The 18,448-nt window shown below is 71.3% G+C and carries 18 protein-coding genes; 10 read left to right on the plus strand and 8 right to left on the minus strand.

The genetic code is table 11. From position 1 onward, the window contains the following. Positions 1 to 41: 41 nt before the first annotated feature. From OG943_RS02095 to OG943_RS02115, 5 genes are all read left to right on the plus strand, one after another. Positions 42 to 539 carry a hypothetical protein gene (locus OG943_RS02095; protein WP_328607947.1) on the plus strand — a complete coding sequence of 166 codons (498 nt, stop codon included), beginning with the start codon at positions 42 to 44 and terminating at the stop codon, positions 537 to 539. Between the two features lie 41 nt (positions 540 to 580). Further along, the gene (locus OG943_RS02100; protein WP_328607948.1) at positions 581 to 1,066 is read left to right on the plus strand and encodes a hypothetical protein; all 486 of its coding nucleotides are present in this window, start codon (positions 581 to 583) and stop codon (positions 1,064 to 1,066) included. A gap of 166 nt (positions 1,067 to 1,232) precedes the next feature. Continuing rightward, positions 1,233 to 1,670: an SRPBCC family protein gene (locus tag OG943_RS02105; protein ID WP_328607949.1), complete on the plus strand. Its 438-nt coding sequence runs from the start codon at positions 1,233 to 1,235 to the stop codon at positions 1,668 to 1,670. 208 nt (positions 1,671 to 1,878) lie between these two features. Continuing rightward, positions 1,879 to 3,324 carry an MFS transporter gene (locus OG943_RS02110; protein WP_328607950.1) on the plus strand — a complete coding sequence of 482 codons (1,446 nt, stop codon included), beginning with the start codon at positions 1,879 to 1,881 and terminating at the stop codon, positions 3,322 to 3,324. Continuing rightward, entirely contained in the window at positions 3,321 to 3,734 is a 414-nt protein-coding gene (locus OG943_RS02115) for a MarR family winged helix-turn-helix transcriptional regulator (RefSeq protein WP_328607951.1), read from the plus strand. The genes OG943_RS02110 and OG943_RS02115 overlap by 4 nt, the downstream gene beginning before the upstream one ends. Positions 3,735 to 3,790: 56 nt before the next feature. Here the strand turns inward: OG943_RS02115 and OG943_RS02120 are convergent, their stop codons facing one another. From OG943_RS02120 to OG943_RS02135, 4 genes are all read right to left on the minus strand, one after another. Then, positions 3,791 to 5,449 carry a fumarate hydratase gene (locus tag OG943_RS02120; RefSeq protein ID WP_328607952.1) on the minus strand — a complete coding sequence of 553 codons (1,659 nt, stop codon included), beginning with the start codon at positions 5,447 to 5,449 and terminating at the stop codon, positions 3,791 to 3,793. Between the two features lie 656 nt (positions 5,450 to 6,105). Further along, positions 6,106 to 7,143, minus strand: coding sequence for a sigma-70 family RNA polymerase sigma factor (locus OG943_RS02125; RefSeq protein WP_328607953.1), 1,038 nt, complete (start codon positions 7,141 to 7,143; stop codon positions 6,106 to 6,108). A gap of 316 nt (positions 7,144 to 7,459) precedes the next feature. Continuing rightward, positions 7,460 to 7,885, minus strand: a complete 426-nt coding sequence (gene dtd, locus OG943_RS02130; RefSeq protein ID WP_328607954.1) for a D-aminoacyl-tRNA deacylase — start codon at positions 7,883 to 7,885, stop codon at positions 7,460 to 7,462. A gap of 10 nt (positions 7,886 to 7,895) precedes the next feature. After that, positions 7,896 to 9,398: a DUF7782 domain-containing protein gene (locus OG943_RS02135; RefSeq protein ID WP_328607955.1), complete on the minus strand. Its 1,503-nt coding sequence runs from the start codon at positions 9,396 to 9,398 to the stop codon at positions 7,896 to 7,898. 28 nt (positions 9,399 to 9,426) lie between these two features. Between OG943_RS02135 and OG943_RS02140 the strand changes: the two genes are divergently transcribed. Together OG943_RS02140 and OG943_RS02145 are read left to right on the plus strand one after the other, a co-directional pair. Next, the gene (locus tag OG943_RS02140; protein ID WP_328607956.1) at positions 9,427 to 10,692 is read left to right on the plus strand and encodes an amidohydrolase; all 1,266 of its coding nucleotides are present in this window, start codon (positions 9,427 to 9,429) and stop codon (positions 10,690 to 10,692) included. A gap of 17 nt (positions 10,693 to 10,709) precedes the next feature. Then, positions 10,710 to 11,057, plus strand: a complete 348-nt coding sequence (locus tag OG943_RS02145; protein ID WP_328607957.1) for a DUF3099 domain-containing protein — start codon at positions 10,710 to 10,712, stop codon at positions 11,055 to 11,057. 116 nt (positions 11,058 to 11,173) lie between these two features. On the opposite strand, the gene OG943_RS02150 is transcribed toward OG943_RS02145, so the two are convergent. The 3 genes from OG943_RS02150 to OG943_RS02160 are packed head-to-tail and all read right to left on the minus strand — an operon-like array spanning position 11,174 to position 13,701. Beyond that, complete coding sequence (locus OG943_RS02150; protein ID WP_328607958.1) at positions 11,174 to 12,043, minus strand: carbohydrate kinase family protein; 870 nt, start codon at positions 12,041 to 12,043, stop codon at positions 11,174 to 11,176. Continuing rightward, positions 12,040 to 12,945, minus strand: coding sequence for a pseudouridine-5'-phosphate glycosidase (locus tag OG943_RS02155; protein ID WP_328607959.1), 906 nt, complete (start codon positions 12,943 to 12,945; stop codon positions 12,040 to 12,042). Before OG943_RS02155 ends, OG943_RS02150 begins: the two co-directional genes overlap by 4 nt. A gap of 9 nt (positions 12,946 to 12,954) precedes the next feature. Beyond that, positions 12,955 to 13,701 carry an HD domain-containing protein gene (locus tag OG943_RS02160; protein WP_328607960.1) on the minus strand — a complete coding sequence of 249 codons (747 nt, stop codon included), beginning with the start codon at positions 13,699 to 13,701 and terminating at the stop codon, positions 12,955 to 12,957. Between the two features lie 65 nt (positions 13,702 to 13,766). On the opposite strand from OG943_RS02160, the gene OG943_RS02165 reads away from it, so the two are divergent. After that, entirely contained in the window at positions 13,767 to 14,009 is a 243-nt protein-coding gene (locus OG943_RS02165) for a DUF3039 domain-containing protein (RefSeq protein ID WP_091617863.1), read from the plus strand. Between the two features lie 222 nt (positions 14,010 to 14,231). After that, positions 14,232 to 15,068, plus strand: a complete 837-nt coding sequence (locus OG943_RS02170; protein ID WP_328607961.1) for a hypothetical protein — start codon at positions 14,232 to 14,234, stop codon at positions 15,066 to 15,068. A 59-nt stretch (positions 15,069 to 15,127) separates the two neighbouring features. Here OG943_RS02170 and OG943_RS02175 read toward each other — a convergent pair whose 3' ends face one another. Further along, positions 15,128 to 16,243, minus strand: a complete 1,116-nt coding sequence (locus OG943_RS02175) for a YihY/virulence factor BrkB family protein (RefSeq protein ID WP_328607962.1) — start codon at positions 16,241 to 16,243, stop codon at positions 15,128 to 15,130. A gap of 228 nt (positions 16,244 to 16,471) precedes the next feature. Here OG943_RS02175 and OG943_RS02180 point away from each other — a divergent pair, with 228 nt between their 5' ends. Beyond that, the gene (locus tag OG943_RS02180) at positions 16,472 to 18,220 is read left to right on the plus strand and encodes a DEAD/DEAH box helicase (protein ID WP_328607963.1); all 1,749 of its coding nucleotides are present in this window, start codon (positions 16,472 to 16,474) and stop codon (positions 18,218 to 18,220) included. Positions 18,221 to 18,448: the final 228 nt, after the last annotated feature.

Genomic DNA, 18,448 nt, shown 5'->3' on the forward strand with positions numbered 1-18,448 from the left:
TCCGTCCGCTGAGTATGCGGACAACGGTGAAAGTCCTGGGTGTGAGCGTTCTGCTGCTCTCTGTGGCGGCTTGTGGCGGGCAGTCCGGTTCGGGCGCCTCCGCACCGTCCACTTCGGCGTCTCCGGCGCCGGGTCCGACGACGGTCGCGCCGCCGTCGGGCTCGACGTCCCCGCCGCCGGTGCCGCTGCCCTCGCCGTCCGGGCCGCCCCAAAGCCGCCCGACGCAGGGCGTGCCGCCGGGTGACACGGCACCGGCGCCGGGGCAGGTCGACGCTTCGGCCCTGCCGGCCGGTTACCCCCACGACCTCACGCTCGCCCAAGGCGGCAAGGTCGTGGTGATCCAGGCCGAGGAGGGCGGCTGCGACAAGCTTTCCGCGCGCGCGGGCGAGCAGACGGCCCAGCAGGCCGTCGTGGTGGTCACCGTGACGAAGGCGCCGCACGGCCAGATGTGCCCGATGCACATCAGGGAGATCTCCCTGCCCGTCACGCTCGACCAGCCGCTGGGCGGCCGGAAGCTGGTTCTGCGCGCCGGTTCCTGATCACGTGCAACCCGCGGCGGGGCCCGTTCCGTCCTTGCTGCATGAGGCACTTGACGAAGCTGGTCGGCACGGGCCTGATCCTCATGACGGTCACGGCCTGTGGCGGCCAGGAAACGATGGCAATCCAACCAGCGTCCGGGGGCGACTCCGCGGCGCCGAGCGGCAGTATCGCGACCGCACCACCCTCGCCCTCGGGCAAACCCCAGCTCCAACTGCCGCCGGGCAGCACGCCGGTGGCGGCGGGCAAGGTCGACGCCGCGGCGCTGCCCAAGGGCTTCCCGCGCCAGGTCTACACGGCGAACGGCGGCACGATCATCAACCTCCGCGCGGAGGAGGGCGGCTGCCAGCACGCGCTCGGCCAGGCGATCGAGCAGACCGCGCAGCACGTGGTCCTCGACCTGAGCGAGACCAAGGCGCAGACCGGGCAGATGTGCACTATGGACCTGCGGTACCCGTACATCTCCGTGGCTCTCGCCGCCCCGCTGGGCGACCGCACGGTGGTGCTGAAGCAGTCGCCGCCGCGCTGACACTCCCATGAGCGGCCTCCGCGGCCGCCGGGCGACTCGGAGTCGGGGGGCCGCCCGGAGGCCGCGTAGGCGACCGGGCCGCGGCGGGGTTTTCCACCACTGGTGCGGGAAACCCCGCCGCGGCCCATTTCGTGGCCACCCTGCGAACGCCTTAGTCTCAGCGCCCATGGGAACACGCCAGGTTTCGCGGACCGCGGTGATCGCCGCCTCGCCCGAGCAGCTGTTCGAGCTGCTCGCCGATCCCGCCAAGCACCCGCTGATCGACGGCTCCGGCACGGTCCGGGCCAGCCGCGAGGGCGGCCCGGACCGCCTGTCGCTCGGCGCGCGGTTCGGCATGGAGATGAAGATGGGCGCGTCGTACCGGATCCAGAACACCGTGGTGGAGTTCGAGGAGAACCGCCTCATCGCGTGGCGGCACTTCATGGGCCACCGCTGGCGCTGGCTGCTCAAGCCGCTGGACGGCGGGAAGACCGAGGTCACCGAGACCTTCGACTGGTCCACCGCGAAGTCGCCGCTGGCCATCCGGCTCGCCGGATTCCCCAAGAAGAACGCCCAGGGCATCGAGCAGACACTGGAGCGGCTCACCGGGATGTTCCCCGGCTGAGCCCTCGGACCCAGGCCCGCCGGTAAGGCCTCCTTAACCGCGTCCTACGCCGGTAAGGAGTCCTTACCGGCGTTTGTCCGACGGAGCCGCGGTTGCTCGTGTGACCTGTGCCGCCTTCGATCGGACGGCCGGAAAGTTAGTTGTAGTATGTTAAATGTTATAGCTCTACAACTACTTTGGGGCTTTACAACTACTTCGGGGGAGTGCCGTGCCCGAGCTGAGCCGCCGGCGGCGGCAGGCGGTACTGGCCGTCTGCTGCATGAGCCTGTTCATCGTCGGGCTCGACAACACCATCGTGAATCTCGCGCTCCCGTCCATCCAGCGTGAGCTCGGCGCGTCCGTCTCGAGTCTGCAGTGGACGATCGACGCCTACACACTCGTGCTCGCCAGTTTGCTTATGCTGTCCGGTTCCATGGCCGACCGGCTCGGCCGGCGGCGGACGTTCCAGACCGGGCTGGTGCTGTTCGGCCTCGGCTCGCTGCTGTGCGGCGTCGCGCCGAGCATCGGGCTGCTCATCGCGTTCCGCGCGCTGCAGGCGATCGGCGGCTCGATGCTCAACCCGGTGGCGATGTCGATCATCACCAACACCTTCACCGAGCCGAAGGAGCGGGCGCGCGCGATCGGCGTGTGGGGCGGCGTGGTCGGGCTGAGCATGGCGATCGGGCCGGTGGTCGGCGGCGCGCTGGTCGGCCCGTTCGGCTGGCGCTCGATCTTCTGGATCAACGTGCCGGTGGCGATCGCCGCCGTGGTGCTCACCGCCGTCCTGGTGCCCGAGTCGCGCGCGCCGCGGCCGCGCCGGATCGACCCCGTGGGCCAGCTGCTCGTGATCGTGTTCCTGGCCGGTCTGACGTACGGGATCATCGAGGGCCGCGAGGCGGGTTACGGCTCGCCGCGGATCCTGGGCGTGTTCGCGCTGGCGCTGCTCGCGGTCGCCGTGCTGGTGCCGTACGAGCAGCGGCGCCGGGATCCCTTGCTGGAGTTGAGGTTCTTCCGCAGCGCGCCGTTCTCCGGGGCGACCGTGATCGCGATCTCCGCCATGGCCGGCCTCGCCGGGTTCCTCTTCGTCAACTCGCTCTACCTGCAGGACGCCCGCGGCTACAGCGCGCTGCACGCGGGCCTGCTGACGCTGCCGATGGCCGTGATGACGGCGATTTGCGCGCCGATCTCAGGCCGCCTGGTCGGCTCGCGCGGTGCCCGGCTGCCCCTGATCTTGGCCGGGGCCGGCATCACGGTGGGCGCCGCGGGGCTGTCCTGGGCCACCGAGGGCACGTCCGTATGGCCGCTGATGGCCTGTTACGTCGTCTTCGGCTTCGGGTTCGGCCTGGTCAACGCGCCGATCACGAACGCGGCGGTGTCCGGCATGCCGCGCTCGCAGGCGGGGGTCGCCGCCGGGATCGCGTCGACGAGCCGTCAGGTCGGGGCGTCGTTCGGCGTCGCGGTGATCGGCACGGTGGTCACCGCCCGGGTGCACGGCCCGTTCAGCACGGGCTTCGCGGCGGCCAGCTACGTGGGCTGGTGGATCATCGCCGGCTGCGGCGTGCTGGTGCTCGTGCTCGGCCTGGTCACGACCAGCGGCTGGGCCCGCGCGACCGCCGCCAAGGTCGCCGACGGGCTCGAGGACGAGCCCAGCGCGGGCCTGGTGTCCGCGCGATGAGCGACGAGACGGCCGCGCGCGCCTGGGCCCGGATGCGGTCGGTGGTGCTGGACCAGCACGACCGCCGCCGCGAGGTCTGCGACGCGCTCGGCATGAGCTTCATCAAGGTCAAGGCGCTGTACCGGGTCGCCGACGCGCCGATGACCATGCGCGAGCTGACCGAGACGCTCAACACCGACCCGCCGTACACCACGCTCGTGGTGGACGACCTGGTGCGCCGCGAGCTGGCGGTCCGCGAGCCGCACCCCGGCGACCGCCGCAGCCGCGTCGTCACGCTCACCCCGGCCGGCCGGGAAGCCGCCGCGCTGGCCCTGCGGATCCTGGGGGAGCCGCCCCAGGCCGTGCTCGCGCTGCCGCCCGCCGACCTCGCGGCGCTCGACCGCATCATGGCGCGGCTCGCCGGCGACTGACCTGCTCGTGAGTGGCGATGACGGTTAGAACCGTCATCGCCACTCACGAGCCTTACTCAGTGGAAACTGATCTGCAGCACCGGTTCGCTGGTGGCGGCGAAGAAGTCGTTGCCCTTGTCGTCGATGACGATGAAGGCGGGGAAGTCCTCGACCTCGATCTTCCAGACGGCTTCCATGCCCAGCTCGGCGTACTCGAGCACGTCGACCTGCTTGATGCAGTCCTTGGCCAGCCGGGCGGCGGGGCCGCCGATCGAGCCGAGGTAGAAGCCGCCGTGCGACTGGCACGCGGCCGTGACCTGCTTGGAGCGGTTGCCCTTCGCCAGCATCACCAGTGAGCCGCCGGCCGCCTGGAACTGCTCGACGTAGGAGTCCATCCGCCCGGCCGTGGTCGGGCCGAACGAGCCGGACGCGTAACCCTCCGGCGTCTTCGCCGGGCCCGCGTAGTACACCGGGTGGTCACGCAGGTACTGCGGCATCTCTTCACCCGCGTCGAGGCGCTCGGCGATCTTCGCGTGCGCGATGTCGCGGGCCACCACCAGCGGCCCGGTCAGCGAGAGCCGCGTCTTCACCGGCAGCTGCGCGAGCTGCGCGCGGATCTCGGCCATCGGCCGGTTCAGGTCGACGTTCACGACCTCCTCGGACAGGTCGTCCTCGGTGACCTCCGGCAGGAACCGCGCCGGGTCGCGCTCGAGCTGCTCGATGAACACCCCGTCGGCGGTGATCTTCGCCTTGGCCTGGCGGTCGGCCGAGCAGGACACCGCGATGCCCACCGGGCAGGACGCGCCGTGGCGCGGCAGCCGGATCACGCGCACGTCGTGGCAGAAGTACTTGCCGCCGAACTGCGCGCCGATGCCGAACTGGCGCGTCATCTCCAGCACCTGCTGCTCCAGGCTCGGGTCGCGGAACGCGTGGCCCAGCTCCGAGCCCTCCTGCGGCAGCGTGTCCAGGTAGCGCGCCGAGGCGAGCTTCGCGACCTTCAGGTTGAACTCCGCCGACATGCCACCGACGACGATCGCCAGGTGGTACGGCGGGCACGCCGCGGTGCCGAGGCCGCGCAGCTTCTCGTCGAGGAACCGGGCGAGCCGCTTCGGGTTCAGGACGGCCTTGGTCTCCTGGAACAGGAACGTCTTGTTCGCGCTGCCGCCGCCCTTGGCCATGAACAGGAATTCGTAGGCGGGGTCGCCTTCTCCATCCTTGTGGTACAGCTCGACCTGGGCGGGCAGGTTGGTGCCGGTGTTGCGCTCGTCCCAGAAGTTGACCGGCGCCATCTGCGAATAACGCAGGTTCAGCTGCTGGTAGGCGTCGAAGATGCCCTGCGACAGCGCGCGCTCGTCGTCGCCGCCGGTGAGCACGCCCTCGGAGCGCTTCCCGATGACGATCGCCGTGCCGGTGTCCTGGCACATGGGGAGCACGCCGCCGGCCGAGATGGCGGCGTTGCGCAGCAGGTCCATCGCGACGAACCGGTCGTTGCCGCTGGCCTCGGGGTCGTCGACGATGGCCCGCAGCTGGGCCAGGTGTGACGTGCGCAACAGGTGCTGGATGTCGGTGATGGCCGTGCGCGCGAGCGTGGTCAGCGCGGCCGGGTCGACCTGCAGGAACTTGCGTCCCGCGGCCTCGACGACCTCGACGCCGTCCGCGGTGACCAGCCGGTACTCGGTGGTGGTGTCCTTGCCGAGCGGCAGGACTTCGGTGTGCTGAAACGTGGTGGACGGCACAGCCAGGCTCCTTTGCCCTGATCGGGATCCGACCACGGTACTCAGCGCCGGTGACCGCCCGGCACGCCCCGGAGCCCCGTGTGTCGCAAAGCACGGCGCGAGGCGAGTGCCGGGGAGGGCTGGGTGACTTGGCGCCAGCGAGGCGAAGCGAGCGAGACCTGGGTTTGGTTCGGGAGGCCGGGCCCACCCCGACGGACCCGACCTCCCGGGGAAAGCGGACGGATGCGCACACATCCGGCCCGCGTGGCTCAAACCAGGCGCCCGGCGGCTGCCGTCGAACGTCCCAGTCACGACATTGTCGTGACGCAGGTCATAAGTCAACGCGGCCGAACGGGTATCGCCGAGGGCTTGCTACCCACTCCCGGTGGCCCTCAAACCCGAAGGTCCTTCCACCACGCCCGCCAACGCCAAAGATCCCGTGAACACACCGTTCACGGGATCCCAGGACAAGAAAGCAGCTACCGCCGGAAAACTCTAACCACCACCGCTAGCCAAAGCTGACCACCGACCGCAAGCGCAGCCGGAAGGCGACCACCGCTGGGGGTCCAGGGGGCTCGCCCCCTGGCGGGGGTTTGGGGGTTCGACCCCCAAAGGACACCTGATGTGGGGCTGGGGTGAGCGTGTTCCGCGAGCACAGCTCACCCAACCCCCCCACATCAGCTGGCGTAAGCCCGCAACCGCTCGGCCCGCTCGCCCTGGCGCAGCTTCGACATGACCTCGCGCTCGATCTGGCGCACGCGCTCGCGTGACAGGCCGAAGTGCTTGCCGATCTGGTCGAGGGTGCGCGGCTGGCCGTCGTCGAGGCCGTAGCGCAGGCGGATCACGTGCTGCTCGCGGTCGTCCAGCGTCGCGAGCACGCGGCGCAGGTCGTCCTGGAGCAGGCCGGAGATGACGGCGCTCTCGGCGTCGGTGGCCTCGGAGTCCTCGATGAAGTCGCCCAGCGGGGCGTCCTCCTCGGTGCCGACCGGCATGTCCAGGCTTACCGGGTCACGCGAGTGGTCGAGCAGGTCCGAGATCTTGTGCGCCGGGATGCCGGACTCGGCGGCCAGCTCCTCGTGTGTGGCGTCGCGGCCGAGCTGCTGGTGCAGGTCGCGCTTGATGCGGGCGAGCTTGTTGACCTGCTCCACCAGGTGGACCGGCAGCCGGATGGTGCGTCCCTGGTCGGCCATCCCCCTGGTGATGGCCTGGCGGATCCACCAGGTGGCGTAGGTCGAGAACTTGAACCCCTTGGAGTAGTCGAACTTCTCCACCGCGCGGATCAGGCCCAGGTTCCCCTCCTGGATCAGGTCGAGCAGCGGCATCCCCCGGCCGGTGTAGCGCTTCGCCAGCGAGACCACCAGGCGGAGGTTGGCCTCCAGCAGGTGGTTCTTGGCCACGTGGCCGTCGCGCACCAGCGCGTTCAGCTCCGTGCGCCGCTTGGCGGTGAGGTTCTCGCCGGTGTCCGCCATGTGCTGGGCGAACACCCCGGCCTCGATGCGCTTGGCCAGCTCGACCTCGTCGGCCGCGCTGAGCAGCGCGGTCTTGCCGATGCCGTTGAGGTACACGCGTACCAGGTCGGCGGCCGGGCTCTGGGCGTCGAGGTCTTCCGCGGTGAGTGTCCCCACACCCGCCGGCGGCTCCTCGACGTAGGGCCGTGTTGGAATCCCGCGCTCGCGAATCCCGCGCGCTTCGCGTTCGAGAGTCTGGACTGACATTCTGCCTCCCCGGTCACGGGCTGAACGTGTCTCGCCGGTGATGCGCCTGCGGTGACGGGCCCTGTGGAAACCCGGACCGCGGGCCCAGCCGGCTTGGCTGGACATCGATCTCAACGCCCCGGGAGCTCAAAACGTTCCCGGCTCGCTGAATAGAGGACGGCGGGAAACGCCTCGCGGTTGCTCCACCAAAACTGAGCTTTTCCTGAGAAGCCCGCTGTGGCCCGGGAATCGTGAGGATCCGGTGAGAATCGTCGCTTCCGGTGAACCGGGACGGCCGCGGATCCGTACCGCGTTCCGGCCGTGGCGGAAATGTGGTCTAGACCTCTACGAGAAGGGTGAACGGGCCGTCGTTCACGCTCTCCACTGCCATCATCGCCCCGAACTCGCCGGTAGCCACGGTCGCGCCGCGGGCCCGCAGCTCCTCGATCATGGCTTCCACCAGGGGTTCGGCGACTTCGGGGCGGGCCGCCGCGGCCCACGACGGGCGGCGGCCCTTGCGGGTGTCGCCGTACAGCGTGAACTGCGAGACGACGAGCAGTGGCGCGCCCGCGGTGGCGCACGACTGCTCGTCGCGCAGGATGCGCAGCTCGTGGAGCTTGCGGGCCATGGCCGCCGCTTTCACCCGATCGTCCGAAGCGTGAATTCCCAGCAGCACCAACAGTCCCGGTTCCTTGATGGCCCCGATCACATTTCCGTCCACTGTCACACTCGCCCGGGTGACGCGGGCCGCGACCGCCCTCATGACGCGGGTCTCAGCGCCCGGCCGGCACGAGCATCCCGTGCCGCACCAGTTCGCGGACCACGGGCAGCGCCGCGGCAGCCAGTTCGCCGGGCTCGAGGCCCTGCGCCGCCGCCAGCAGCTCGATCAGATCCTCCAGCGGCAGCGCGCCCTGACAGCCCGCGAGCAGGCGCGTGGCGAGCTCGTCGACCTCGTGCTGCCACCCGGGCCCGTCGGTGCGGTGCAGGCGCCGCACGGTCGTCTCCCAGCCCTCGGGGCCGGGGGAGTCGACGCGTTCCAGTAGCACCGTTTCCGGCACGCGGAACGCGACGTCCATCAGTTCGCCGGAGTGTGTGCGAAGCCACTCCACGCGGTCGAGCCAGTTCGCGGCCTCCGGGCCCAGCGGGTCGTCATAAGCCTGGCGCAGGTCTTCGCACACCACGGTCGGATTTTTCCCGGCAGCGCGGCGCAAAGTGACAAAACCGAAGCCGATGCCCCGCACGTCGTTCTCGGTGAACCAGTCCAGCCACGCGGCGGCCTTGGCCCGGCCCTCCGGCGAGCGCGGGTCGATGCCCTCGTCGCGCAGCCAGGTGCCCACGTACAGCGCCGGGTCGGCGACGTCGCGCTGGACGAACCACGCGTCCGTCTCCGCGGGCAGCCAGCGGGTGACGCGGTCGGCCCAGTCCTCACGGCCGGTGTGCAGCCAGGACGCGAGCAGCTGGCCGACGCCGCCGTCGTTGAGGAAACCCGGCAGCTGGCGCACCACGAGCGCGCTGGCGTCGTCGCCGGCCAGCCCGGAGTCGCGGTAGGTGTAGTCGACCCGCGGCGGGCCGACGACAAACGGCGGATTGCACACGACCTGGTCGAACCGCCGCCGCGCGACGGGCGCGAACCACTCGCCGCGCACCAGCTCCACGTCCAGCTCGTTGAGCCGGAACGTGCCCGCGGCCAGCGCCAGCGCCCGCGCGGAGACGTCGGTGGCGGTGACCCGCTGTGCGTGGCGGGTGGCGTGCAGCGCCTGGACGCCGTTGCCGGTGCCGACGTCGAGCAGGCTGCCCACCGGGCGGCGGCTCGTCGCGCGGATCAGGTTCAGCGAGGCGTGCCCCACGCCGAGCACGTGGTCCTCAGGGACGGTGTGGCCGAGCAGGTCGGCGTCGAGGTCCGAAACCACCCACCAGGAGCCTTCGTCGTCGCCGTGGGGACGGATGTCGAGAGCCGCTTTGAAGCCGCCGTCGTCCGCTTTCAGCACTCCGGCGGCCACGGCCGCCTCGACGGAAAGCGGGGCAAAAGCCGCTTCGACCGACTTTTCGGGCTCGGCCAGGCCGAGCAGGAACAGGCGGATGAACGTGCCCAGGTCGCCGGCGTCGAGGCTCGCGCGGCGGGCGGGTTCCGGCTCGCCGCGGCCGAGCGCGGAGTGGGCCGCGCCGCCGAGCGCGTCGACTACACCGTCGGTGTCGTAGGCAGCGCGGAGGAAGGCCTCGCGCAGCCGCGCGCAGACGTCGTCGGACAGGTCGGGCAGAGGCGTGTTCGTGCTCACGGTGGGTAAGCCTGCCACGATGGTCGTTGTGACCTACGAACGTGTCCTCGCTCCGCTTGACGCCGCACTGCCCGGCCTGGAAGCGCTCTACATCGATCTCCATCGCCATCCCGAGCTGGCGTTCGCGGAGACGCGCACCGCCGCCGAGCTGGCGCGCCGGCTGGCGGACGACGGGTTCGAGGTGCACACGGGCGTCGGCCGCACCGGTGTGGTCGGCGTGCTGCGCAACGGCGAGGGGCCCACCGTGCTGCTTCGCGCCGACATCGACGCGCTGCCGGTCGAGGAGAAGACCGGCCTGCCGTACGCGAGCACCGCCCACGGCGTCGACGACGAAGGCCTCGAAGTGCCGGTGATGCACGCCTGCGGCCACGACATGCACGCCACCTGGCTCTCCGGCGCCGCGAGCCTGCTGAGCGCCGCGCGCGACACCTGGTCCGGCACGCTGCTGGCCGTGTTCCAGCCGGGCGAGGAGGGCGGGAACGGCGCCGCCGTCATGGTCGGCGACGGCGTCTTCGACCTCGCGGGCAAGCCCGACTTCGTCTTCGGCCAGCACCTCGCGCCCGGTCCCGCGGGCTGGGTGCTGACCCGGCCGGGCGTGATCATGGCGGCGTCGGACTCGCTGCGGATCACCCTGCACGGCCGCGGCGGCCACGGCTCGCGCCCGGAGACCACCGTCGACCCGGCCGTGCTCGCCGCCTCGGTGGTGCTGAAGCTGCAGACGATCGTCTCCCGCGAGACCGCGGCCACCGAGCCCGCGGTGGTCACCGTCGGCTCGATGCACGTGGGCACCACGGGCAACGTGATCGCCGACGACGCGGTGCTGGAGGTGAACACCCGCGCCTTCGACAACGCCGTGCTGCTGCGCGTGCGGGCCGCGATCGAACGGATCGTGCAGGGTGAGGCCGCCGCGGCGGGCGCGCCGAAGCCGCCGGAGATCGAGCTCACCAGCTCCTACCCGGTCACGGCCAACGACGAGGCCGTGACCGGCGAGCTGACCGAGGCGTTCCTCGGGCACTTCGGGCCCGCGGCCACCATGCCCGCGCCGCTGGTCACCGGCAGCGAAGACTTCGGCGAGTTCGGCCGCGCGGCCGGTGTGCCCTCGGTGTTCTGGCTGGTCGGCGGCCTCGATCCGGAAGAGGTGATCACCGCGATGACCGAGGGGCGTTTCGAGAGCGACATCCCGTCGAACCACTCGCCGCGGTTCGCGCCGGTGCTGCACCCGACGCTGCGGGCGGGGGTGGAGACTCTGGTCGTCGCCGCGCTGTCCCGGATGGCCCACCCGGCTGTCGAATGAGCCGCCCGAGTGGGAGCATGGACGGCGGAGGTGGTGCTGTGAACGAGCCCGCCCACGGCCCGGATCCCCGTCCCGCCCCGGTGCTGATCACCGAGGCCGCCCCGTCCTACGACGACCAGCTGGCTTCGCGGAAGCGGAAGTACATCATCATGATGTTGTGCCGCATCCCGTGCCTCGTGCTGGCCGGGCTGACGTACCACACCTGGTGGCTGGCCATCACGTTCCTGGTGATTTCGGTGCCGCTGCCCTGGATCGCCGTGCTGATCGCCAACGACCGCCCGGCGCGGAAGTCGGAGGACGCCAACCGCTACCAGCGGGAGGCGAAGCAGATCGAGCACCGCGAGCACCCGGTCATCGACGGCTGAGCGCTATTTGCGACGAAGTCCGTCTGGCCTCCTTACCCGCGCGGATGCCCTGAAGGCCACCATGAGGGCATATCCGACCCTCATGGTGGCCTTCAGGGCGTTTCAGGGTCAGGACTTCACGGCTGGGGCCCGACCCGGCTGACGGCCAGCGCGCCCAGTCGCGTGCCGGCCCGCAGGACGTCCACTGTGGACTTCCCGGCGAGCCAGGTGGTGAGCACGCCCGCGTCGAACGCGTCGCCCGCGCCGGTGGAGTCGACGCAGTCGGCTTCGATGGCGGGCACAGTGGTGACGCCGTGCCCGTCGACCCAGCTCGCGCCGTCCAGGCCCGCGGTGACCACCACGGCGCCGACGTGGTCGAGCAGTTCCTTCGCCGAGGCGGGGTCGGCCGATCCGGTCAGCGCGACCAGTTCCTCGGTGTTCGGCATCAGCAGGTCCGTGCCGCGGACGTCGTCGAGGAACGCCGCGGCGTCGCGGATGTGCGCCGCCGCCTGCGGGTCCACCGAAGTGCTCAGCCCGGCCTCTTTCGCCGCCGCCAGCGCGGCCAGCCCGGCCGGGCGCGAGGACGGGTCCAGCAGCACGTAGCCGGACAGGTGCAGGTGCCCCGATCCGGCGAGCGCGCCCGGGGTCACGTCGCCGGGCTGGAAGCGCTTGTTCGCGCCGCGGTCGGCGAGCATGCTGCGCTGGCCGGTCCCGTCCACCATCACCACGACACAGCAGGTCGGCGCCTCGGGGTCGATAGCGAACGCACAGCGCACCCCGGTCGCCTCCAGCTCGGCGCAGATCAGCCGGCCGCCGGAGTCGTCGCCGATGCGCGCGACGAGCGTGGTCGCCGCGCCGAGGGAACGCAGCCACAGCGCGGTGTTCGCGCCCGCGCCGCCGCCGGTGAAGCGGATCTCGGCGCGCGCGTCGCCGCCGTGGGGGAGCGCCTCGTCGTGCCGGGCGACCACGTCCAGGCCGGCGTCGCCGACCACCACGATGCCGGTCACGACAGCGCCACCGCGACCTCGGTGGCGAGCTTCGCGTTGGAGAGCACGAGCGCCTCGTTCGCGTCGATGCTCACGCCGCCGCTCGCGGCGTGGAAGTGCTCCAGCAGCACGGGGGTGACGTCCGCGCCGTGGACGTTGTTGTCCCGCAACAGGTCCAGCCCCTCGGTGAGCAGCCGATCGTGCAGCGTCTTGTCCATTTCGGACGGTTCCGGGATCGGGTTCGTGAGCAGCACGCCGGACGGGGCGTACGCGCGGTGCGCGGCGATCACGGCGGCGGCCTGCTTCGCGTCGTCCACGCGCCAGCCGACCGGGTGACCCGACGAGCGCAGGTAGAACGCCGGGAAGTCGTCCGTGCGGTAACCGAGCACCGGCACCGAGTTCGTCTCCAGCACCTCCAACGTCGCGGCGATGTCCAGCACCGACTTCACCCCGGAGCAGACGACCACGGTCGGCACCTTCGCCAGCACGCCGAGGTCGGCCGAGACGTCCCAGGTCCGCGCCGCGCCGAGGTGCACGCCGCCGAGCCCGCCGGTGGCGAACACGCCGATGCCGGCCGCGGCGGCGAGCGCCGACGTGCTGGCGACGGTGGTCGCGCCCGAGCGGCCGAGCCCGACCGCGGGGCCGAGGTCCCGCAGCGACAGCTTGTCCAGGCCGGCGCCGGGGGCGCAGACCCGCTCGAGCTCGGCCGGTGACAGGCCGATCACCGGGCGGCCGTCCAGCACGGCGATGGTGGCCGGGACGGCGCCGCCGGCGCGCACCACCTGCTCGAGGCGGTGGGCGACGTCGAGGTTGCGGCCGTGCGGCAGGCCGTGCGACAGGATCGTGCTCTCGAGGGCGACGACGGGGTGGCCGTCACGCAGCGCCGAGGCGACCTCCGGGTGGAGGGACAGTTGCGTAGTCACGGACGGACATCATCTGTGATCCCCGGCGGAAGAGCGCCAGCGGGTTACTAATCCGACCGGAAGTAGGCGGACACGGGCTGCAGCCGATCCGCTTGTAGGGACGCGTTTCCGCCGTGGCTGTAGTCGGATTAGTAACGAACTGCACAGTAGCTCGGCCGTCAGGTTGCGTCGCGCGGCCGCTTCCCAGCGTGACCGCGCGGCTTCGCTGCGGTACAGCGGCGCGTGGGCCAGCAGGTTCTCCAGCACGGCGGCGCGGCCGGCGGCCCAGACGGTGTCGTCGTACTTCGCGTACTCCTCGCGGACGGCGATCGCGTACGCGTCGTACTCGGCGGGCGTGGCGCCGAGGATCGCCAGGTCGGCGTCGAGCAGGGCAGTGGCGGCTTCGTCGTCCTCGGGCGCGCGGTGGCCGGCGGTGGCAAGGACGAGTCCCTCGGCCCGGGCGACGTGCGGCTCGGCGACGCCGGCGCGGGTGAGCCAGTGGCGCAGCCAGGCGGCGCTGCGGCGCTCGTCCTCGCCGGGCACCGCGTCGTAGACGACGTCGTGCGCCCAGGCGGCCACGGCCACCACAGCGCGCTCGGGCAACGGCAGGTCACGGGCCAGCTGCTCGGAGTCGTGCGCGACGGCCGTCGCGTGGGCCAAGCCGTGGTAGCGCCGGTGCGGCTCGCCGTATTGCTGCTCCAGGTACGCCCACGCGTCGCGGGCCACCCGGGCGTCGCCGTCCAGCGCGGTGACGGCGGAAAGCCAGTGTCGGTTCACGGGGCGCGACAGTAACGCCGTGGGCGGTGATTCCGGCACTCCCGCCGCTGAGGCATGATGGACGGGTGAGCACCGAGACGCTGACGAAGCCGGAGACCGACAGTTCCGAGTCGACCGACGACGACACCCCGAAGATGTTCCACTACGTGCGCAAGAACAAGATCGCCGAGAGCGCGGTCATGGGCACACACGTGGTGGCGCTGTGCGGTGAGGTCTTCCCGGTCACCCGGTCCGCCAAGCCGGGCTCCCCGGTCTGCCCGGCCTGCGAGGAGATCTACAAGGGCCTCCGCCCGGGCAAGGACAAGTAGCCGCGCCGCGACGACTCCAGGCCGGGTGCCGCACGCCCGGCCATGTCGCCGGGAGCTCCTGCCGCTGTGGGCCGCGGTCAACCCGGCGGCCCGTGGTCGGGTGCGCGGGGGAACCTCGGCGCGAACAAAGATGAAAATCCTTCACCCGGTGGCTGTGCGGCCGGGGAGGAACTGGTAGATCTGCGATCCGGTCAGTTACTCCCCTTCTCCGACGGAGTCCGCATGCGCAGAACCGGGATCGTCCTCGCCCTCGTCGTCCTGCTCGCCGCCGTGGTGCCCGGGATGGCCGACGCCGTCACCGGGTGGACGACGGTCGGGTCCGACAACGCCCGCCCGCTCGACGAGAGCCAGGGGCTGGCGACCATCGTCCGGCCGTCCGGCACCACCATCCGCTACACCGGCATCAGCACGGTGCCCGCCGACCTCGCCGCACAGGGGTGGAGCCACGTCGGCGACCCCGGGTCGGCGCAGGGCTGGTACGTCGAGCCCTACCAGCGCGACGACCGCGGCGCGAAGCTCTTCCGCGTCCAGGCGCCGGACGGCACCTGGACCGACTACAAGCACAACCTCGAGTCGTGGGAGGCGAACAACAACTCGTTCGCCGCCGTCTCGCCCGACGCGCGCTGGATGGTGGCCGGCGAGTACGGCACCATGGACCGGCTCCTGGTGCACCCGATGCCCGGCGTCGCGTTCACCGACCCGGGCCAGAACCTGCCGTACGCCTCCGCCATCCGGCTCGACCACCAGGTCCGCGACGTCCAGGGCTGCGACTTCGTCAGCGACACCCGGCTGATGTGCTCCTCCGACGACCCGGACGGCAGCCTGTTCGGCACCACCAAGCCGCTGCTGCAGGTGGACCTCGCCGGCCCGCTGTCCGGCTCCGACGTGGCCGGGCACGTGACGTCGCTGGGCCAGCTGCCGCTGGAAAGCGGCTGCAGCGGGAACTTCGAGGCCGAGGGCATCGACTTCGACGAGCGGGACAACACCCTGCGCGTCGTCGTGATGTCCCCGAGCGTGTGCATCGCCTTCGACAGCAAGACCTGGCGCTTCCACCAGTGACCGCTCGTGAGTGTTTATGACGGTTCTAACCGTCATAAACACTCACAAGCAGCCGGGGGTCAGGTCCGCGTGTCGTCCTTCTCCGCGGCCGGTTCCGCGTTGTCCTCGGGCGCTTCGTCGGGAGCGGGGGACCGGGACTCCTCCACCTCGTGGTGTTTGGGCCGCCGCAACGGGATCGTGGTGCGGTCCCAGAGCTTGCGGCCCTCCTCGGTGCGCAGCCGCTCGTTCGCCCGTTCCATCTCCAGCCGCCGCCAGCGCCGCCGCTGCCGCCGCGTCGCCCGAGCCGGCCACAGCTCCTGGATGGCGCTGTTGAAGTACGCGCCGCCCACCACCGCGAGCCCGATGAAGAACATCAGCAGCAGGAACGCGATCGGCGCGGCGAGCGCGCCGTAGGTGTAGCCGGTCTTCGTGATCCAGTTCAGGTAGATGCGCAGCCCGACGCTGGAGAGCAGGAAGACCACCATCGCCAGCACCGCGCCCGGCAGCCCGCGGTGCCAGGGCAGCCGCCGCGGCAGCGAGAGCTTGTACAGCGTGGTCAGCGCCAGCACGATCATCACGCCCAGCACCGGGAAGTAGAGCGTGCCGACCCAGTACGTCACGGTCGGGCGCCAGTCCATCGGGAAGAACTCCGGCAGCAGGTCCGGCCCGATCGCCAGCAGCGGCAGCCCGATCACCAGGATCACCAGCCCGCACAGGTACAGCAGCAGGGCGAAGATCCGCTGCCAGACCTCGTTGCGCACGCCGTACTGGTCGTGGGCGACGGTGATCGCGTCGACGAACGAGGACATCGCCGACGAGCCCGCCCACAGCGAGATGATGAAGCCGATCGAGACGATCTCGCCCTTGCCGACGGTGAGGATGCTGTTCACCGTCGGCTCGATGATCTCCTGCACCGCGTTGGCGCTGAAGATGGTGCGGCAGAAGGTGATGATCCGGTCGTGCGCGGCGGCGACCACGTCCTGGCCGAACCACTCGCCGACGAAGCCGAGGCTGCCCAGCAGCCCGAGCAGCAGCGGCGGCAGCGACAGCGTCTGCCAGAACGCGGCCTCGGCGGCCTCCGAGAAGATGTTGCCGCCCCAGGCCTTGGCGAGGGTGCGCGTGAGAAGGCGCCACGGCCCCTTGCGCGCCGTCTTCACCGCGGTCGCCGCTTCGGCGTCCGGTCTCACCTCACCCATGGTGGGTCCCAGCATGGTCCATTCGCGCGAATTTGGCTCGTCACCGGTGGTACTCGCGGGCGTGTCGGGTGACGCCCGGGTGAGTTCAGCCGTGGCGGTGCCCCGCGCCGGGGGACCTGGAAGGTAAGCTCACGGGAGTGCCCTCACCGCAGTCGCCGGCGTCGAAGCCGGTACCACAGTGGGGGTTCTTGCATGTCACAGCCGGTCTGAGCAGGGGGTGAGCCGAGTTTGTCCGAGACGACCGAGCGGGTCCTCGGGGCACCGCCCGCCGAGAAGGACTCCACCGCCCGCCCGCTGCGGGCCTGGCAGCGCCGCGCGCTGACGAAGTACCTGACCAAGCGGCCGAAGGACTTCCTGGCGGTCGCGACGCCGGGCGCGGGCAAGACGGTGTTCGGCCTGCGGATCGCGGCCGAGCTGCTGTCGGACCGCACCATCGAGGCCGTCACGATCGTCACACCCACGGAGCACCTGAAGCACCAGTGGGCGGCCTCGGCCGCGGCGGCCGGGATCGCCATCGACTCGAACTTCCGCAACACCACCGGCGTCACGTCGTCGGACTACCAGGGCGTCGCGGTCACGTACGCGCAGATCGCCGCGCACCCCACGCTGCACCGGGTGCGCACGGAGAACCGCAAGACGCTGGTCATCCTCGACGAGATCCACCACGGCGGCGACGCGAAGTCGTGGGGCGACGCGGTGCGCGAGTCGTTCACGCCCGCGGTGCGCCGGCTCGCGCTGACCGGGACGCCGTTCCGCAGCGACGACTCGGCGATCCCGTTCGTCACCTACGAGCCCGACGAGGGCGGCTTCCAGCGCAGCCGGGCCGACCACTCCTACGGCTACGCCGAGGCGCTGGCCGACGGCGTGGTCCGGCCCGTGGTCTTCCTCGCCTACTCCGGCGAGGCCTCCTGGCGCACCAGCGCGGGGGAGGAGTTCACCGCGCGGCTGGGCGAGCCGCTCACCGCGGAGCAGAACGCCCGGGCCTGGCGCACGGCGCTCGACCCGGCCGGCGAGTGGGTGCCGTCGGTGCTGCACGCGGCCGACACCCGGCTGTCGCAGCTGCGCGCGCAGGGCATCCCGGACGCGGGCGGCCTGGTCATCGCCACCGACCAGGAGTCGGCCCGCGCGTACGCGAAGATCCTGGAGCGGATGTCCGGGCAGACGCCGACCGTGGTGCTCTCGGACGACCCCAAGGCGTCCGGGCGGATCAAGGAGTTCGCCGACTCGAACGACCGCTGGCTGGTCGCGGTCCGGATGGTCTCCGAAGGCGTCGACGTGCCGCGGCTGGCCGTCGGCGTGTACGCCACGAGCGCGTCGACCCCGCTGTTCTTCGCCCAGGCCATCGGCCGTTACGTGCGGGCCCGCAAGCCCGGCGAGACGGCCAGCGTCTTCCTGCCCAGCGTCCCGGTGCTGCTGGAGCTGGCGAGCGAGCTGGAAGCCCAGCGCGACCACGTGCTCGGCAAGCCGCACCGCGAGAAGGAGGGCTGGGACGACGAGCTGCTCGCCCAGGCCAACCGGACCGAGGACGAGCCGGGCGAGGAGGAGAAGGCGTTCACCTCCCTCGGCGCGTCGGCCGAGCTCGATCAGGTGATCTACGACGGCAACTCGTTCGGGACCGCGGTCTTCTCCGGCTCCGACGAGGAGCAGGAGTACCTCGGCCTGCCCGGGCTGCTGGAGCCGGACCAGGTCCGCGCCCTGTTGCGCAAGCGGCAGGAGGAGCAGCTCTCCGACGAGAAGCGCCGCAAGCCCAAGGCCGACGAGCAGCCCGCGGCCCCCGCGCGGCCGCAGTCGGTGAGCGAGCGGCTGGGCACGCTGCGCAAGGAGCTGAACGCGCTGGTCGGCATGTACCACCACCGCACGAAGAAGCCCCACGGCGCGATCCACAACGAGCTACGCAGGGTGTGCGGCGGCCCGCCCACGGCCATGGCGACCATGGAGCAGCTCGAGGAGCGGATCGTCACGCTCCGTTCCTGGTAGCGCTGGGCTGTTCGGGCCGGGCCTGCCGAAAGCGCCCCAATGTGGCGTTGGTTGCGTTGGACGCACCCAATGTGGCGTTCGGTGCGTTGGGCGCACCGAACGCCACATTGGGGCGCATTGGGCGGGGCCGTCTCCTGGTTTCGCCGGTGAGACCAGGATCTGCTGGGCGCCGGTGACGGGCGATACGCCGGTGATGGTCGGAATGCCCTCAGTGTCCGGATTTCATGA

The sequence above is a fragment of the Amycolatopsis sp. NBC_00345 genome, from assembly GCF_036116635.1.
Classification (GTDB): domain Bacteria; phylum Actinomycetota; class Actinomycetes; order Mycobacteriales; family Pseudonocardiaceae; genus Amycolatopsis.

Coding starts and splice junctions, on each gene's coding strand:
- OG943_RS02100 (WP_328607948.1), top strand. CDS start 581: ATGAGGCACTTGACGAAGCTGGTCGGCACGGGCCTGATCCTCATGACG.
- OG943_RS02105 (WP_328607949.1), top strand. CDS start 1,233: ATGGGAACACGCCAGGTTTCGCGGACCGCGGTGATCGCCGCCTCGCCC.
- OG943_RS02115 (WP_328607951.1), top strand. CDS start 3,321: ATGAGCGACGAGACGGCCGCGCGCGCCTGGGCCCGGATGCGGTCGGTG.
- OG943_RS02125 (WP_328607953.1), bottom strand. CDS start 7,143: ATGTCAGTCCAGACTCTCGAACGCGAAGCGCGCGGGATTCGCGAGCGC.
- dtd (WP_328607954.1), bottom strand. CDS start 7,885: ATGAGGGCGGTCGCGGCCCGCGTCACCCGGGCGAGTGTGACAGTGGAC.
- OG943_RS02145 (WP_328607957.1), top strand. CDS start 10,710: ATGGACGGCGGAGGTGGTGCTGTGAACGAGCCCGCCCACGGCCCGGAT.
- OG943_RS02170 (WP_328607961.1), top strand. CDS start 14,232: ATGCGCAGAACCGGGATCGTCCTCGCCCTCGTCGTCCTGCTCGCCGCC.
- OG943_RS02175 (WP_328607962.1), bottom strand. CDS start 16,243: ATGGGTGAGGTGAGACCGGACGCCGAAGCGGCGACCGCGGTGAAGACG.